17 protein-coding genes and 1 pseudogene are annotated in these 15,230 nt (G+C 72.9%); 7 read left to right on the top strand and 11 right to left on the bottom strand.

Annotated elements, in window-relative coordinates; translation table 11 throughout:
* Positions 1-270: 270 nt before the first annotated feature.
* Both KBX43_RS26555 and KBX43_RS26560 read right to left on the bottom strand, forming a co-directional pair.
* Complete coding sequence (locus KBX43_RS26555; protein ID WP_210887712.1) at positions 271-1,116, bottom strand: alpha/beta fold hydrolase; 846 nt, start codon at positions 1,114-1,116, stop codon at positions 271-273.
* A gap of 58 nt (positions 1,117-1,174) precedes the next feature.
* The gene (locus KBX43_RS26560) at positions 1,175-1,414 is read right to left on the bottom strand and encodes a winged helix-turn-helix domain-containing protein (protein ID WP_064445718.1); all 240 of its coding nucleotides are present in this window, start codon (positions 1,412-1,414) and stop codon (positions 1,175-1,177) included.
* A gap of 295 nt (positions 1,415-1,709) precedes the next feature.
* On the opposite strand from KBX43_RS26560, the gene KBX43_RS26565 reads away from it, so the two are divergent.
* Both KBX43_RS26565 and KBX43_RS26570 read left to right on the top strand, forming a co-directional pair.
* Positions 1,710-1,985 carry a DivIVA domain-containing protein gene (locus tag KBX43_RS26565; RefSeq protein WP_069088517.1) on the top strand — a complete coding sequence of 92 codons (276 nt, stop codon included), beginning with the start codon at positions 1,710-1,712 and terminating at the stop codon, positions 1,983-1,985.
* Positions 1,986-1,987: 2 nt separating this feature from the next.
* On the top strand, positions 1,988-2,293 hold the full coding sequence (locus KBX43_RS26570; protein WP_210887715.1) for a hypothetical protein: 306 nt from the start codon (positions 1,988-1,990) through the stop codon (positions 2,291-2,293).
* Here the strand turns inward: KBX43_RS26570 and KBX43_RS26575 are convergent.
* Entirely contained in the window at positions 2,221-2,766 is a 546-nt protein-coding gene (locus tag KBX43_RS26575; RefSeq protein ID WP_210887718.1) for a hypothetical protein, read from the bottom strand. The two genes, KBX43_RS26570 and KBX43_RS26575, sit on opposite strands and share 73 nt — an antisense overlap.
* 330 nt (positions 2,767-3,096) lie before the next feature.
* Here KBX43_RS26575 and KBX43_RS26580 point away from each other — a divergent pair, with 330 nt between their 5' ends.
* Positions 3,097-3,882, top strand: a complete 786-nt coding sequence (locus KBX43_RS26580; protein WP_210887721.1) for a hypothetical protein — start codon at positions 3,097-3,099, stop codon at positions 3,880-3,882.
* Positions 3,883-3,973: 91 nt separating this feature from the next.
* Here the strand turns inward: KBX43_RS26580 and KBX43_RS26585 are convergent, their stop codons facing one another.
* Positions 3,974-4,531, bottom strand: a complete 558-nt coding sequence (locus KBX43_RS26585) for a M23 family metallopeptidase (RefSeq protein ID WP_082930909.1) — start codon at positions 4,529-4,531, stop codon at positions 3,974-3,976.
* A gap of 103 nt (positions 4,532-4,634) precedes the next feature.
* Positions 4,635-6,416, bottom strand: coding sequence for an ABC transporter ATP-binding protein (locus KBX43_RS26590; RefSeq protein WP_374226024.1), 1,782 nt, complete (start codon positions 6,414-6,416; stop codon positions 4,635-4,637).
* Between the two features lie 90 nt (positions 6,417-6,506).
* Here KBX43_RS26590 and KBX43_RS26595 point away from each other — a divergent pair, with 90 nt between their 5' ends.
* The 4 genes and pseudogenes from KBX43_RS26595 (at position 6,507) to KBX43_RS26610 (ending at position 10,045) form a co-directional block, all read left to right on the top strand.
* On the top strand, positions 6,507-6,923 hold the full coding sequence (locus tag KBX43_RS26595; RefSeq protein WP_043323514.1) for a MarR family winged helix-turn-helix transcriptional regulator: 417 nt from the start codon (positions 6,507-6,509) through the stop codon (positions 6,921-6,923).
* 74 nt (positions 6,924-6,997) lie between these two features.
* Positions 6,998-7,366 carry an SCP2 sterol-binding domain-containing protein gene (locus KBX43_RS26600; protein WP_064445712.1) on the top strand — a complete coding sequence of 123 codons (369 nt, stop codon included), beginning with the start codon at positions 6,998-7,000 and terminating at the stop codon, positions 7,364-7,366.
* A pseudogene (locus KBX43_RS26605) lies at positions 7,359-9,447 on the top strand (glycogen debranching N-terminal domain-containing protein). The gene KBX43_RS26600 and the pseudogene KBX43_RS26605 overlap by 8 nt, the downstream one beginning before the upstream one ends.
* A gap of 10 nt (positions 9,448-9,457) precedes the next feature.
* Positions 9,458-10,045, top strand: a complete 588-nt coding sequence (locus tag KBX43_RS26610) for a cysteine hydrolase family protein (protein ID WP_043323509.1) — start codon at positions 9,458-9,460, stop codon at positions 10,043-10,045.
* Positions 10,046-10,061: 16 nt separating this feature from the next.
* On the opposite strand, the gene KBX43_RS26615 is transcribed toward KBX43_RS26610, so the two are convergent.
* The 6 genes from KBX43_RS26615 to KBX43_RS26640 form a co-directional block, all read right to left on the bottom strand.
* Complete coding sequence (locus KBX43_RS26615; protein ID WP_064445710.1) at positions 10,062-10,688, bottom strand: TetR/AcrR family transcriptional regulator; 627 nt, start codon at positions 10,686-10,688, stop codon at positions 10,062-10,064.
* Positions 10,689-10,777: 89 nt separating this feature from the next.
* On the bottom strand, positions 10,778-12,049 hold the full coding sequence (locus KBX43_RS26620; RefSeq protein ID WP_064445709.1) for an ABC transporter substrate-binding protein: 1,272 nt from the start codon (positions 12,047-12,049) through the stop codon (positions 10,778-10,780).
* A gap of 52 nt (positions 12,050-12,101) precedes the next feature.
* On the bottom strand, positions 12,102-13,247 hold the full coding sequence (locus KBX43_RS26625) for a branched-chain amino acid ABC transporter permease (RefSeq protein WP_187693202.1): 1,146 nt from the start codon (positions 13,245-13,247) through the stop codon (positions 12,102-12,104).
* Positions 13,244-14,122: a branched-chain amino acid ABC transporter permease gene (locus tag KBX43_RS26630; protein WP_043323502.1), complete on the bottom strand. Its 879-nt coding sequence runs from the start codon at positions 14,120-14,122 to the stop codon at positions 13,244-13,246. Before KBX43_RS26630 ends, KBX43_RS26625 begins: the two co-directional genes overlap by 4 nt.
* A 13-nt stretch (positions 14,123-14,135) precedes the next feature.
* Positions 14,136-14,852, bottom strand: a complete 717-nt coding sequence (locus KBX43_RS26635) for an ABC transporter ATP-binding protein (RefSeq protein ID WP_043323500.1) — start codon at positions 14,850-14,852, stop codon at positions 14,136-14,138.
* A partial coding sequence (locus tag KBX43_RS26640) for an ATP-binding cassette domain-containing protein (protein ID WP_210887726.1) occupies positions 14,849-15,230 on the bottom strand: 382 nt, incomplete at its 5' end. The genes KBX43_RS26640 and KBX43_RS26635, both read right to left, overlap by 4 nt.

Here is a 15,230-nt window from a genome sequence, read left to right on the forward strand (position 1 = left end):
GCGCACGGTCCCTCCTGTCATCGTCGAACGGCGATGTCCGTTCCGCCATCCGACCAGGACGATCGACGCGCCGACACCATCCGAACATCCATAAATGTTGTTGCGTCGATTTCTCGATGGCGCCACAGGCACCCCTGGCCGAGCAGTTTCGAGACTCGCTTCTCACCAGACGAGACGCGAATAGATCTTGGTACGAAACGGCCCCTATGAGGGCCCTTTCGTACCAAGATCTCCACAGGTCGGTAGCGTGCCGGACGGGGGCACCCCGGCTTACATCGTCGCGTCGAGGAAGGTGGTCACCGCCCGGCGGAAGCCGTCCGGATTCTCGACCCACGGCAGATGACCGGATCCGGGGAGACTGACCCGCTCGCAGTTCGGCAGCGCCTTCTCCAGCGAGTCGACGCCCCAGCGGGGACGGATGTCCTCGGGTCCGTCGATGATCAGCACGGGCAGGTCGAGCGTCCGGCACCGCGCCGCGAGGTCGCAGATGCGGAGTTCCTGCTTGACCTCGGCGTTGATCGCCCGGTTGCAGTCGCCGTTGACACCTAGCCACGGCGTGGCCATGTCCTCGGCGTGCCGCACGGCGTCGTCGGGGTCGGCGAAGTCGGCCGACCACTGCAGGACCGCCCGTTCCCGATCCTCGGCCGGGGTGCGGTCCCGTGCGCCAAGCGCCTCCCACCGATCCAGGTGCGGCCCGAGCCGCCGCCGGAGATTCCGTTCGTAGTGCGGGTGCCAGCCGCGATCGGGGTCGATGCCGGTGCCGGACACGTAGATCAGGTGACTGACCCGTTCCGGGTGGTCGATCGCGTACCGCAGCGCCAGGTGCGCGCCCCACGAGTGGCCCAGCACCGCCGTTCGCGGCCCGGCCAGGCGTTCGCGTACCGCGTCGAGGTCCGCGACGAAGCGGCCGGTCGAGTACGGACCGCGCCGCTCGGAGCGCCCGCAACCACGCTGGTCCCACCGGATGACGCGGGCGCGATCGTCGAGCAGCCGGGCGACCGGGCCGAGGTAGTCCCACATGCCCGGACCGCCGTGACAGAGCACCAGCGGCGCTCCGGCGCCGCCCTGGTCGGCCCACAGGCGGCAACCGTCTTCGGTACGCACATCCCCAGTCATCGCCGACAGTATGGCGAGTCGCGCGCCGGCCGATGAGGGCTTGCTGGGCTGACGCCGGTTACGGCTCTCTCATCCAGGTCTTCGGATCGGTCACGAAGACGCCCTTGCCCTGCTGTCGTCGGATCACCCGCAACGCTTCCAGCCGCGCATACGCCATCTGCACGGTCCCATGACTGACGTCGTAGCGATCGCGCAGCTCAGCGATTGAGGGCAGCTTGTCCCCCGGCTTCAGCTTCTTTCCTCTGACGTCGGCGATCACATCATCGGCGATGCGCCAGTAATCCGGCACTTCTCGCATGGCACTCCTCGCGTGGCGATCCGATTCGATCACACCGCGACTCGCCTAACAAGCAGCGTTGACTCATCTGACATGTCTAGATATGTTGATTCCGGGCCGCTCCTCGCGTGGCAACGAGTTCGGCTCATCCCCCGGTCGGGGCGGGTGTGCGTACCCGTCCCGACCCTCCGGACTGCTCCGCCTCCGTACCGCCGATCCGGGCTGCGGCGGCGGAGCGGGCGGGCCGCCCGCGGCCGGCGTGCGGCCCGCCCCTCCAGACCCACCGCACCTGTCCCCCGCTCCTGGAAGGACCGATATGACGCCGCATCGATCCGGTCGGCTCTACCTGACCGCCCCACCGGCCCGGCTGACCCCGCACGAGGTGCGCATCCGCGCCTTCGACGCCCGCAGGCGCGGCGTCGACCCCGATCAGGTACGCGAGTTCCAGGCCCGGGTCGCCGACGAGCTGACCGAGCTGCACCGGCAGGTACGCCTGCTCGCGCAGGAGAACGACAGGCTGAAGCGCGCCCTGCGGGACTGGCAGACCATGCACGCCCGCGAGTGCCGCCCGCCGAACGACGGCCACTGGTAGCGGTGCGCCCGCAACCCGGTGACCTGCTGCGCGTCGACGGCCGAGCGTCCGTGCAGTTCGGCGGCGACCGGGCGCTCACGTTCCGGGTCGCGTCGGTCGGCGCCGAGGTGCCGCACACCGGCTGGATCTGGCTGACCGGCTACGTGCTCAACCGTCGAGGCACCGCGACCGCGAAGCGGGAGATCTTCGTGCAGCTCGCCGGGCTGCGCCGGGCCGGCGAACCGTTGCCGCGCGATCAGTCCTGGGTGCCGGCGAACAGCGTCCAGGCGTCGATCTCGGTCGGCGCGAGGGGCCGCGCCGGCAGGTAGGACGCCAGATCGCGGAAGTCCGCCACGGCGTTGTGCACGCACACCGCGAGCGAGAAGTGCAGCAGTTCGCGCAGCGCCTGCGCGTCGGGCGCGGTGGCGTCGTCGAGCAGCGGACTGCGGACGTCCAGCGCGAACACCACGTGGCAGGCGCTCTGGTCGGCCTTGACGACGCAGTAGTAACGCCCCTCCTCGGCCAGCCGGTTGCGGATGTTCGCCCAGGCCATGGCCCCGGAGATGTCCGGCACGTCGGCGCCGGCCGCGCAGGCCATCCGGAAGACCCAGCGGGCCGGGTCCTCCGGCGACACCGCGCCGTAGACCAGCACCAGGCCACCGCGGTGGAAGACGGCGAAGCCCTGTACGTCGGGGGTGAGGTGCAGGAAGTCCGGAGTCCAGACCCGGTCGTACTGCCGCTCCGCCAGGGACCGCACGTACGTCACGGTCTGGCTGGCGGCGTGGCGAGCGTCTACGCCCATGCGTTCTGGTCCTCCCCCGAAGCATCGCGGAGCCTCACGCTACGAAGCGCTTCGATAACAGATCAAGGCATGCCGATCGAGTTTGGATGGTCGGTCTCGTGAACGGGACCGAACCCGCCCCGAGTCCCACGGATAGGACTACGGAACGGCTCGTCCGATCGGTCAACCAGCGGGGCGGAGCCGTCCGCGCGGCTGCGCGCGTACACCGGTCGCTGTTGTTAGCGTGGATCGCGGACCGCCACGGCGGTCCGGCCACCCCTCACCCGACGGCCCGCGCGTCCCGGCGACGCCGCGGGGCGCGGTGCCGCGATCCGGCAGGGAGGGGGTGCGATGACCGCGGTGCCGGAGGATCCGGGGCCGGGCGACCAGCGGCCCGCGCCGCGCAACGGCTGGCGGGTACGGGCGCGGGCGCTCGGCGACGCGGCGCGCCTGCGGGCCCGGCGTTTCTGGGACGGCGCGCAGCCCACGCTGCGGCGGCTCTGGTGGACCGAGGAGCCGGAGACGCCGGTGACCACAGTCGACCGGCGCGCCCCGGAGCCGCTCGTGGTGCCGGCGCAGGGCCAGGTGTACGTGTTCCTGGTGCGGGCCACCTACACCTGGTCGTCGGAGACCGCGCGGCCGGAGCTGTTCGGCTGGTACGTCGACTACTTCCAGGCGCAGGCCACGCAGCGGCTGCACCGGCTGGCCGTCCGGTACGCGGTGGAGGTGCCGCCGCACCGGCCGCGTGACCTGCACGCCGCGCTGACGGCGGCGCTGGCCGAGGACGATCCACCGCCCTGGACGTACGCGCGCGGGGAGGTGACGTTCGCCTGCGAGCCGGACGTCACGGTGCATCTGGACGAGCGGGTGCGCCGGCTGCTCCAGCCGTACTGGGAGCAGCGCATCGCGCTGGAGTGCGAGCGCGACCTGGCCCGCCGCCGCGCCGAGTACGCCGACGAGCGGGACCGGCGCGACCGGCAGCCGGAGGCGGCGGGAGCGAGGCCCGCGCCGCGAGCGCCGGACGCCGACGGGCCGGCGGACCTGTTCCCGTTGGAGCCGCTGCTCCCCCCGCCCGCGCCGCGCCCGGCTCCGGGGCAGCGACCGCGTCCCGGCGAGCCGCAGCCACCGGCAGTCTGACGCGCCGCACGGGCGGACGGCGGCGGTCAGCCCGCTACGGCCGCCTTGTCCGGCCGGGTCCGGCGGGCGGTCAGGTACGCGGCGAGGCCGATCAGCAGCCGTTGGTGCTCTTCTGGTTGCGCTTCAGCCCGTCTGACCAGGTCACGCCCTGCACGACGGCCACCACGACGCTGCCGTTGTGGATCTGCTCGTAGTGCAGGTGCGGGCTGAGGTCGTACTTCGCCGAGGTCGCGCCGACCCGGCCGATGACGTCGCCGCGCTTCACGGTGTCGCCAGTGGCCACGGCGCGCGAGTTGAGGTGGGCGTACCGGGTGCGCCAGCCGTCGCCGTGCCCGATGACGATGGTGTTCCCGTAGCCGGAGGTGGTGGAGTAGTACGACTCCAGCACGGTGCCGGCGGCGCTGGCGACCGTCCGGCGGTTGAGGTCGTCCGGGCTGCCGTTGGCGTCGTAGTGGTTCCAGTCGATGGCGTGAGCCGGGCTGTGCCCGTTCCAGTTGTTGCCCTGCCAGGTCTGGCCGCACAGGAACGGCATCCGGAAGCCCGGCCGGGCGGCCTGCGCGGGCTGCACGCCGAGCATCGCGCCCGCGACGACGGCGGTCGTGAGCAGCGCCGGCACGCGCCACCGGGCGGCGGTGGTCGTCAGCGACATCGTTCCCCTCCTCGCATCGAGTGATCCAGGTCGATGCTATGGGCCGCGCGGGGGCCGGGTAAATAGCTACACGGATGAATGCTCGATCAAAACTTTCCTACGGTCAGCCGACCAGGGCGGCGTAGCGGCCGCGCCGGTCCAGCAGCGCGTCGTGGGTGCCGGACTCGACGATCCGGCCGTGGTCGAGCACCGCGATCCGGTCGGCGTCGCGCACGGTGGAGAGCCGGTGCGCGATGGTCACCACGGTGCGGCCCCGGGCCAGCTCGTCCAGCGCCCGCTGGACCGCGCGTTCGGTCTCGGTGTCCAGCGCGCTGGTCGCCTCGTCCAGCACCAGGATCCGCGGGTCGCGCAGCAGGGTCCGGGCGATCGCCAGGCGCTGCTGCTCGCCGCCGGAGAACCGGTGGCCGCGCGAGCCGACCATGGTGTCGTACCCGTCGGGCAGCGCGGCGATGAGGTCGTGGATGCGGGCGGCGCGGGCGGCGGCCTCGATGTCGGCGTCGGTGGCGTCCGGACGCGCGTACCGGAGGTTGTCCCGCACGGTGCCGTGCAGCAGGTACGTCTCCTGGCTGACCACGCCCACGACGGCGGCCAGATCGGCCGGGCGAAGGTCGCGCAGGTCGATCCCGTCGATGGTGATGCGGCCGGCGTCCGGGTCGTGCAGCCGGCTGATCAGCGCAGCGAGCGTGCTCTTGCCGGAGCCGGTCTCCCCCACCAGGGCGAGGCTGGTGCCGGCCGGGACGTCCAGGCTGACGCCGGCGAGGGCGGCGGTGTCGCTGCCCGGGTAGCTGAAGGTGACGTCCTCGATCCGGAGGTGGCCGCGGGCGGTGGCCGGGTCGAGCGGGACCGGGCGGGCCGGCTCGGCGACCTCGACGGGCAGGTCGAGGTATTCGAAGATGCGGGCGAACAGCGCGAGCGACGCGGTGAGCGTGACGCCCACGTTGAGCAGGCCCATCAGCGGCCGGAACAGGTTGCCCTGCAGGGCGGTGAACGCGACGAGCGTGCCGATGGTGAGCGTGCCGGCGGTGCCGGGCAGCCCGGCGCCGAGGTAGATCACCGCGGGGATGGCAGCGAAGACGATGCTCATGGCGGCCATCCGCCAGCGTCCGGCCAGCTCGGAGCGCAGTTCCAGGTCGACCAGGCGGGCCGAGGACGCGGTGAACCGGTCGACCAGGGCCGGGCCGGTGCCGAGCGTCTTGGCCAGCCGGACGCCACTGACCGACAGCCCCTCCTCGATGGTCACGGTGAGGTCGGCCAGCTCGCGCTGGCGCTGGGCGGTGATCTCCCGGCGCAGCCGGGCGACGCGGCGGGTGAGCCACAGCGCGGGCGGCAGCACGACCGCCGAGACGAGCGTGAGGCGCCAGCTCAGCGCCAGCATGGCGATGGTGGTGGCGACCACTGTGGTGAGGTTGGCGGCGATCGAGGTGGCGGTGGAGGTGACCACCGCCTGCATGCCGCCGATGTCGTTGGTGATGCGCGACTGGACCTCGCCGGTGCGGGTGCGTACGAAGAAGCCGATCGACTGCCGCTGGAGGTGGGCGAAGACGTCGGCGCGCAGCCGGTGCATGACCTGCTGGCCGACGCGGGTGGAGATCCAGGTCTGGGCGACGCCGAGCACGGCGGTGACGGCGGCGACCGCGACCATGCCCGCGACCAGCCAGGCCAGCAGGGTCAGGTCACGCTCGGGCAGGGCCCTGTCGATCACGGTACGCAGCAGGAACGGCGTGGCCATCGCGATGATCGAGGACGCCACGATGATCGCCACCACGGTGGCGAGCGGGCCGCGGTGGGCGGTGAACAGGCCGCCGATCCGGCGCAGGGACACGTCGCGGGCCTGGGCCTTCTCGGCCGGGGAGACGGTTCGGCCGTCGCGGCGGCCGTCGGGGATGCGATCCAAGGGTGCTCCTCATGTGGGGGGACAATGCTGAGGTTACCTCAACATGAGGGAACAACACGAAAGCCTGTTACCGTATTCCCCGTGGACGGCAGCGACGAGAGCCTGGCCGAGACGTTCTGGGCGGTGACCCGCCGGCTGCGGCACCAGACCAAGCGCGCGCTTGCGCCGTGGGAGATCAGCCCCGGGCAGGCGCGGGCGCTGGGCGTGCTGATGCGTCACGGCGCGCTGCGTCCCGGCGCGCTCGCCGAGCACCTGCGCATCGCGCCGCGATCGGCCACCGAGGTGATCGACGGGTTGCAGGAGCGCGGGCTGGTCGAACGCCGGCCCGACCCGGCCGACCGGCGGGCCACGCTGGTCGCGCCCACCGCCGAGGGCGAGCGGGTGGGCGCCGCGATCCGGCAGGCGCGGGCCACCGAGGCGGAACGGTTCTTCGGCGCGCTCCCACCGGAGGACCGGGCCGAGCTGACCCGCATCCTGCGCCGCCTGCGCGAGGACTAGATCAGCGGTTTCACCCGATCCGGGTGAGGCGACAGGCCCCGTGGCGGGGAATAGCGCCATCGGGAGGAGGGCCGATGGTCGACGCCACCGAAGAGTTCTTCCGGAGCCTGGGGCAGCGCCGGCAGCGCGGGCTGACAGCGCTCCACGAGGGCAGCGTCCGGTTCGACATCGCCGGTGACGGGTCGGTCGACCACTGGCTGGTCTCCATCGCCCGGGGCGAGGTCACCGCGGCACGGCAGGCCACCGGCGGGGACGCGGTCGTCCGGGCGGACCGGGCCGTCTTCGACCGGATCGCCCGGGGCGAGGCGTACTTCCTGACCACCGTCCTGCGCGGCGAGGCCGAGGTGGAGGGCAGCCCCCGGCTGTTCGCGACCGTACGCCGGCTGTTCCCCTCCCCGCCCGGCTCGCGCCCGGAAGGACACCGGGGAGACGATCATGGGTGACGACCACGTCGGCATCTTCGACGGGACGATCTTCCTGGTCTGCGACCGGGCCGGCGACATCGTCCCGGCGGCCGACGGCACCCACGGCCTGTTCGCCCACGACACCCGCCTGCTGTCCCGGTGGCAGCTCACCATCGACGGCGAGCGGCTCAGCACGCTGTCCATCGACGACATCCAGTACTTCGAGAACCGGTTCTACCTGGTCCCGGGCGCGCAGGACGTCTACGTCAACAGCACGCTCGAGGTGCGCCGCACCCACAGGCTGAACAGCGGACTCCACGAGGAACTGGTCCTGGTCAACAACGACCGGCGAGCCGTCGACCTGACCGTACGGATCGAGGTGGACGCGGACTTCGCGGACCTCTTCGCGGTCAAGGAGGGCACGACGAACCGGGAGGGGCGGCACTACCGGCGGGTCGACGGCCCGCGACTCGTCCTGGGTTACCAGCGCGAACGCTACCGCCGCGAGACGATCGTGTCGGCGACGGCTCCGGCGGAGGTGGACGAGAACGGCCTGACGCTGCGCGTGCACATCGAACCGCACGGCCGGTGGCAGACCCGGCTGACCGCCGAGCCGGACCTCCCCCTGCCCCGCGGACTGGAACGGCTCAGCCTGCCCGGACGGGTCGAGGGCAACGCCCGGGACAAGCCCGCCGAGCTACGGGAGTGGCTGGACCGGGCGCCGCGACTGGAGACCAGCTGGGGTCCGTTGCAGAACACCTACCGGCAGAGCCTCATCGACCTGGCCGCGCTGCGGTTCAGCCCGTTCCTCGCCGGGACCGGGTGCGTGCTGGCCGCCGGGCTGCCCTGGTTCATGAGCCTGTTCGGCCGCGACAGCATCCTCACCAGCCTCCAGGCGCTGCCGTTCGCACCGGAGCTCGCCGCCACCACGCTCACCGTGCTCGCCTTCCGCCAGGGCAGCCGGATCGACGACTTCCGGGAGGAGGAGCCGGGCCGGATCCTGCACGAGATGCGCTACGGCGAGCTGACCGTCTTCGACGAGACGCCGCACAGCCCCTACTTCGGCAGCGCGGACGCCACTCCCCCTGTTCCTCGTGCTGCTCGACGAGTACGAGCGGTGGACCGGCGACGCCGCCCTCGTGCGCGCGGTGGAGCAGGAGGCGCGGGCGGCCGTCGACTGGATCGACCACTACGCCGACCGGGCCGGCAACGGCTACGTCTCCTACGAGCGGCGCAACCCGGTGAACGGCCTGGAGAACCAGTGTTGGAAGGACTCCTGGGACAGCATCTCCTACCGCGACGGCCGGCTGCCGGGCTTCCCGCGCGCCACCTGCGAACTCCAGGGGTACGTGTACGACGCGAAGGTGCGCACCGCCCGGCTGGCCCGCGAGATCTGGCACGACGCGGCGTACGCGGACCGGCTGGAGCGGGACGCCGCCGACCTCAAGCGCCGCTTCAACCACGACTTCTGGATCGACGACGGCGAGTACATGGCGCTGGCGCTGGACGGCGACGGCAGCAAGGTGGACGCCCTGTCGTCGAACATCGGCCACCTGCTGTGGAGCGGCATCGTCGAGGAGCCGAAGGCCGAGGCCCTGGTGCGGCACCTGATGTCACCGGCGATGTTCAGCGGCTGGGGTGTCCGCACGCTGGCCGAGGGCGAGGCCCGCTACAACCCGGTGGGCTACCACGTCGGGACCATCTGGCCGTTCGACAACTCGTTCATCGCCTGGGGACTGCGGCGCTACGGGTACGCCGAGGAGGCGGCCCGCGTCGCGGCCGGCATCCTGGACGCGGCGGCCTTCTACGACGGCCGGCTGCCGGAGGCGTTCGCCGGGCACAACCGGTCCGAGACCCGCTACCCGATCCGGTATCCGACCGCGTGCAGCCCGCAGGCGTGGTCGGCCGGAGCGCCGCTGCTGCTCCTGCGGACGATGCTCGGCCTGCGGCCGGTCGGCGACGATCTCGTGGCCCGGCCGGCTCTGCCTGCTAGCCTCGACTACGTGGCGTTGCTCGACATCCCCGGTCGTTGGGGGCGGCTGGACGCCTTCGGCAGGAGCACCGCCGCCGGCGGCCTGAGCCGTTACGAGCTGGCGCCACAGCAGCTCTCCGCACCGTGACGGGATCGACATGCAGCGCATCGACTGGGAGCACACCGCGGTCGTGGGCGTCCACTGGCAACCCGAGGTGGTCAGCCCGGACGGCGTCTTCGGCCCGTTCTTCGCCGACCAGGTGGCCCGGCACGGCGTGGCGGCGAACGCGGCCCGGGTCGCCGCCGCCGCGCGGGCAGCGGGCGGCCTCGTGGTCTTCACCCGGGTCGCCTACCGGCCCGGCTACCCGGACCTGATCACCAACACCCCGAGCTTCGCGATGATCGCCGAACGCGGGGCGTTCCTGGAGGGCGACCCGAAGACCCGCATCGTCGACGAGGTCGGGCGACAGCCCGGCGACGTCGTGGTCACCGGCACCCGGCTCGGCGGATTCTCCGGCACCGAACTGGACCTGATCCTGCGCGGCCGGGGCGTGCGGACCGTGGTGTTCACCGGCGTCGCGACGAACCTGGCCGTCGCCGCCACCGCCTACCAGGCGGTCGACAACGGGTACCGCATCGTCACCGTCTCCGACGCGTGCACGGCGGCCACCGACGAGCTGCACGAGGCGTACCTGAGCACGCTGGGCCAGCTCGGCGAGATCGCCACCACCGGCGAGATCGCCTGACCGGCCGCCGGGGCGCTCAGCGCAGGCCGGCGGCGATCGCGTCGACCAGCAGCGCGCCGAGCATCCGGGCCATCACCGCGCGGGCGGCGTCCACGTCGAGACCCATCGAGTCGCGCATCATCGACCAGGACGACCAGGTGCCGGCCACCGTCAGCGCGTCCAGCAACTGCGCGCGGCCCGGACCGGCGTGCGCCAGCTCCGGGGCGAACACCGCCTCGATCTCGTGCCGGACCCGGGCGACCGCCGCCTCCCGGTTGCGGCGCAACTGCGGGGAGAACGGCTCCCGCAGCGCCGACGCGCGGGCCGAGGGCGCCAGCACCTCCAGCAGCCGGGCGCGCTGGTCGCAGAACGCGGCGATCCGGGCGGTCAGCGGCAGTTCCGGCGACACCGGCCGCCAGAGCGCGGCCTGCCGCTCGCCGACCCGCCGCCCGGTCGCGGCGAACAGCGTCTCCATGTCCTTGAAGTTGGTCCAGAGCGTGCGCAGCGACACCCCGGCCCGCTCGGCGATCCGTTCCCCGGTGGGGCGCAGGTCACCGGAGTCGATCAGGGCCAGGTGCGCCTCCACGATCGCGGCCCGGGTCCGCTCGGCTCGCGCCGCCCGGCCGTCCACCCGCTCCGGCGGGTCGGCCTCCACCTCGATCATGGGTACGGATCTCCTGTTGCTCGGGTACCGGCGGCAACTCTACGTGCGTGCCGCCGGGCGACCGGCACCCGGCCGCCCGGCGGGACGCCTCAGGCGGTCGGCACCGCGTCGGCGGGCGGGTTCGTCGGCGGCTCGGTGAACTCGGTGACCGCGCCGTCGCCGTCGTCCGTGGTGTACGCGGGACCGAAGTACTCCTGCACGCCGTTGCTCACCTTGGTGAGCCGGACGCCGCCGTAGCCGGCGTGCACGCCGTCGGCGTACCGGAAGGGGACCAGGCCGGGCCCGCGGAAGCCGCCCTTGCGCACGGCCTCGACCAGCTTCTCCCGGGTGGGGTCGGGCCCGGCGGCGAGCATCGCCTGGACGAACGTGTACGCCATCGAGTAGCCGTAGATGGCGTTGCCGTCGACCGGGTTGCCCGCGTTGTACTTCTGGTGGATCTTGGTGAACTCCTGGATCCACGGGTTCGCGGTGTCGGCCACGTTCGGCAGGTAGTTGTCGGCCACCATGCCCTCGAGGATCACCTTCTTGTCGCCGAGCTGGGCGGCCAGCGTGGTGTAGTCGGCACCCACGTTGGACACCACCCACTGCGCCTTGAAGCCCTGCCCGGCGGCCTGGCCCATGGCCAGCGCGGTGAAGCCGGGGATGGTCGCCGAGATGACCACCTGGCAGCCGGCCGCGCGCAGCGCCCCGATCGCCGGGCCGACCTGCTGGTTGGTGGTGGTGTACGTCTGCTTCGCCGCGACCGGGCCGAGGACCTGCTCGACGCCGACCAGCGAGTCCCGCCCGAAGTCGTCGTTCTGCCCGAAGTGGCAGACCTTCGCGCCGGGGAACTCCCGCTTGACGTAGCTGGCCAGGATCTTGCCCTCGACCGTGTAGTCGGGCTGCCAGCCGAACGTCGTCGGGTACTTGTCCGGCTCGTTCCAGTTGCGGCTGCCGGAGGCGACGAACAGGTCCGGCACCTTCTGCGTCTTGACGAACTCCAGCACGTTGGTGTGCGTGGGCGTGCCGAGGCCGCCGAGCAGCGCGAAGACCTTGTCGTCGAGCACCAGCTTGCGGACCACGTTCTCGGTGTTGGCGGGGTTGTAGCCGTCGTCCATGACCTTGTAGACGATTTTCCGGCCGTGCACGCCGCCCTTGGCGTTGACGTGCTCGAAGTACGCCTTGGTGGCGGCGGAGATCTTCGAGTAGCCGGGCGCGGCCGGTCCGGTGAGCGGTTGGTGGGTGCCGATGACGACCTCGGAGTCGCTGACGCCGGGAACGTTCTCGGCGGCCTGCTTCTCGTCGTCGGCGCAGGCCGGCAGCGCGGCCAGCAGGGCCAGGCCGGCGGCGGCCGCGAGAACGCGGCGGGTGGTGGTGCGCATGGTTCTCCATTCCGGTGCGACGGTGCGAACGGTGTGGGTGGAACCGGTGAGGTCAGCGGTCCGGCGGCCGGCGGGTGGCGGGACGGCGGCGGACGGCCCCGCGTAGGCGGGCGGTGAGGGCACGCACGCCGCCCTGCAGGCCGCCCGGGGCGGCGAGCATGACGACGATGAGGACCAGGCCGAACACGGCCAGCGCGAGGTTGCCTTCCAGCCGCTGGGCCAGCCCGGCGGAGAGGCTGAGGTGTTCGGTGAGCAGGCCGGGCAGGTCCTGGAGCGCGACCAGCAGCACCGCGCCCCAGACCGCGCCGGCCAGGCTGCCCAGCCCGCCGATGACGATCGCCATGAGCAGGAACAGCGACAGGTCCAGCGGGAACTTGCCGGGCGCGACGGTGGCGGTGAGCATGGCGTACACGCCGCCGCCCAGCCCGGCGCAGGCGGCGCTGACCACGAACGCGAGCACCTGCGTACGGGCCACCGGGATGCCGGCGAGCCGGGCCGCGACCTCGTCGTCGCGTACCGCCCGCAGCGACCGGCCGAAGCGGCTGCGCACCAGGTTGGCCAGCAGCAGCATGGTGAGCAGCGCGGCGGCCAGCGCGATCCAGGCCAGCCAGCGCTCGGGCTGGAAGTAGGCGCCGAGCGCGGCCGGTGGCGTCTGCGCCGGGAACGACAGCCCCTGCTCGCCGTTGAACACGCCGGTGAAGATCGTGGTGACCGCCGGGACGAGCGTCGCCACGGCGAGGGTCACGCCGGCCAGGTAGGGGCCGCGCAGCCGGGCCGCGGCCAGCCCGACGACGAGTCCGCCGAGCGCGGTCACCGCGACCCCCGCGAGCAGCGACGCCGGCAGCGTCCACCACCCGCGTACGGCCCGCTCGTCGAGGGCCTGCTGGGTCAGCGCCACGGTGTACGCGCCGGTGGCCATCAGCGCGCCGTGCCCGAGCGAGAGCTGGCCGTTGAGCCCGACCAGCACGGTGTGCCCGGCGGTGACGCAGAGGAACGCGCAGACGCGCGCCACCTGGAGGTTCTGGTACGGCGCGAGCTGGTTGGTGACCAGCACGACGAGCGTGCCGGCGAACACGGCCACGGCCAGGTGGCGCAGCAGCGTGGAGCCGCGCGGATCGCGTCCGGCCGGCGCGCCGGGCAGCAGCCGGCGCAGCGGGGACGCCGTGGCGGGCGCGGTCTCGGTCGGGGTGGTCGTCACACGTGTCTCGCTCTCGCCGCGGAGAAGAGCCCGCCGGGGCGGACCAGCAGGACGGCCAGCAGCAGCACCAGGACGGCCAGCGGGGTGGTGTCCGGTCCGAGGTAGCCGGTGACGTAGGACAGGATCAGCCCGACCAGCAGGCCGCCGACGACAGCGCCGACCGGGCTGTCCAGGCCGCCGACCACGGCGGCGGTGAACGCGATCACGAAGACCAGGTCCATGGCGTGCGAGTGCAGGCCGAGTCCGGTGGGGACGACGAGCATCCCGGCCAGCGCGCCGACGGCGGCGGCGAGCGCCCAGCCGAGCGTGAGCATCCGGCCGACGCTGACGCCGAGCAGCCGGGACACCTCGGGCGCGAACGCGGCGGCCCGCATCCGCAATCCGATCGGGGTGCGGGTGAACAGCACCGCGAGCAGCGCCACCACCGTCAGCGCCGCGCCGAGCACCCAGAGGTCGTACGGGGACAGCGCGGCCACCCCGGCGATGGTGAGCGCGTCGGTGTCGAACGGCGCCGGGGCGGGACGGTACTCGTTGCCGAAGATCATGCCGAGCACCGCCTGGATGACGAGCACCAGGCCGAGCGCGACGATCACCTGGTTGAGCGGCCCGCCGGGTCCGGCGAACCGCATCAGCACCCGCTCCACCAGCGCGCCCAGGGCCAGTCCGGACAGGATCGCGGCGGCCAGGCCGAGCCAGTACGAGCCGGTGGCGGAGACGACCGCGTAGCCGACGTAGGCGGTGGCCACGGCCATCGCGCCCTGGGCGAAGTTGACCACCCGGGCGGCCCGCCAGATGAGCACCAGCGCGAGCGCGAACGCCGCGTAGACCGCCCCGGCGGCGAGCCCGTCGAAGGTGAGGAACCAGAACCGCTCCATCCGCGACCCCTTCCTAGAATCCGAGGTACGCGTGCCGGAGCTGGTCGTCGTCGCGCAGCCGGGCGGCCGGCGCGGCGGTCACCACGCGCCCGAGCGACATGACGATGCCCTGGTCGGCGACGGAGAGCGCGGAGCGCACGTTCTGCTCGACCAGCAGCACGGTGAGCCCCCGTTCGTCGCGCAGCCGCCGCAGCAGCGCCATGATCTGCGCGGTGACCTTGGGCGCCAGCCCGAGCGACGGCTCGTCGAGCAGCAGCAGCCGGGGCCGGGCGATCAGCGCGCGGCCGATCGCGAGCATCTGCCGTTCGCCGCCGGAGAGCTGGTGTCCGGCGTGGTCGCGGCGGCGGGCCAGCGCCGGGAACAGCTCGTACACCTCGTCCTGCGCGCGCCGGGCGTCGGCCCGGTCACGCCGCCACAGCCCGCCCAGGCGCAGGTTCTCGGCCACGGTCAGCTCGGTCACCACGCCGCGCCCCTCCGGCACGTGCGCCAGCCCGCGCCGGACCAGGTGTTCCACCCGGACGCCGCGCAGGTCCTCGCCCGCGTACCGGATCCGGCCGCCGGTGGGCCGCAGCAGGCCCGAGAGGGTACGCAGCAGCGTGGTCTTGCCCGCGCCGTTGGCGCCGAGCACGGCGGTGACGGTGCCGGCCGGGACGGTGAACGCGACGTCGCGCAGCACCGGCACCGGGCCGTAGCCGCTGCTGAGCGCCTCCACCTCCAGCACGGCGGTCACGGCGTGCTCCCCTCGACCGGCACGTCGGCGCCCAGGTACGCCTCGGTGACCCTCGGGTCGTCGCGGATGCTCTCCGGCGCCCCGGCGGCGATCACCTTGCCGAAGTCGAGCACCACGAGGTCGTGGCAGACGGACATGACCAGGTCCATGTGGTGCTCGACGAGCAGCACGGCGCAGCCGTCGGCCCGGTCGGGCAACGCGCGGACCAGGTCGGCCAGCTCGGCCACGTCGTCGGCGCCGAGACCGCCGGCCGGCTCGTCGAGCAGCAGCAGCCGGGGGCGGGCGATCAGCGCGCGGGCCAGCGCGACCCGCTTGCGTACCGCATAGGGCAGGGTGCCGGGTGCGGCGTCGGCGTGCTTGTCGATGCCCAGCTCGGCG

The organism is Micromonospora sp. C41, from assembly GCF_018070485.1.
Classification (GTDB): domain Bacteria; phylum Actinomycetota; class Actinomycetes; order Mycobacteriales; family Micromonosporaceae; genus Micromonospora; species Micromonospora chalcea.

Excerpts from the sequence above, each read along its gene's own strand:
- KBX43_RS26600 (WP_064445712.1), top strand. The coding sequence starts at position 6,998 with ATGGTCGACGCCACCGAAGAGTTCTTCCGGAGCCTGGGGCAGCGCCGG.
- KBX43_RS26555 (WP_210887712.1), bottom strand. The coding sequence starts at position 1,116 with ATGACTGGGGATGTGCGTACCGAAGACGGTTGCCGCCTGTGGGCCGAC.
- KBX43_RS26565 (WP_069088517.1), top strand. The coding sequence starts at position 1,710 with ATGACGCCGCATCGATCCGGTCGGCTCTACCTGACCGCCCCACCGGCC.
- KBX43_RS26585 (WP_082930909.1), bottom strand. The coding sequence starts at position 4,531 with ATGTCGCTGACGACCACCGCCGCCCGGTGGCGCGTGCCGGCGCTGCTC.
- KBX43_RS26630 (WP_043323502.1), bottom strand. The coding sequence starts at position 14,122 with ATGGAGCGGTTCTGGTTCCTCACCTTCGACGGGCTCGCCGCCGGGGCG.
- KBX43_RS26580 (WP_210887721.1), top strand. The coding sequence starts at position 3,097 with ATGACCGCGGTGCCGGAGGATCCGGGGCCGGGCGACCAGCGGCCCGCG.
- KBX43_RS26620 (WP_064445709.1), bottom strand. The coding sequence starts at position 12,049 with ATGCGCACCACCACCCGCCGCGTTCTCGCGGCCGCCGCCGGCCTGGCC.
- KBX43_RS26575 (WP_210887718.1), bottom strand. The coding sequence starts at position 2,766 with ATGGGCGTAGACGCTCGCCACGCCGCCAGCCAGACCGTGACGTACGTG.
- KBX43_RS26610 (WP_043323509.1), top strand. The coding sequence starts at position 9,458 with ATGCAGCGCATCGACTGGGAGCACACCGCGGTCGTGGGCGTCCACTGG.
- KBX43_RS26560 (WP_064445718.1), bottom strand. The coding sequence starts at position 1,414 with ATGCGAGAAGTGCCGGATTACTGGCGCATCGCCGATGATGTGATCGCC.
- KBX43_RS26615 (WP_064445710.1), bottom strand. The coding sequence starts at position 10,688 with ATGATCGAGGTGGAGGCCGACCCGCCGGAGCGGGTGGACGGCCGGGCG.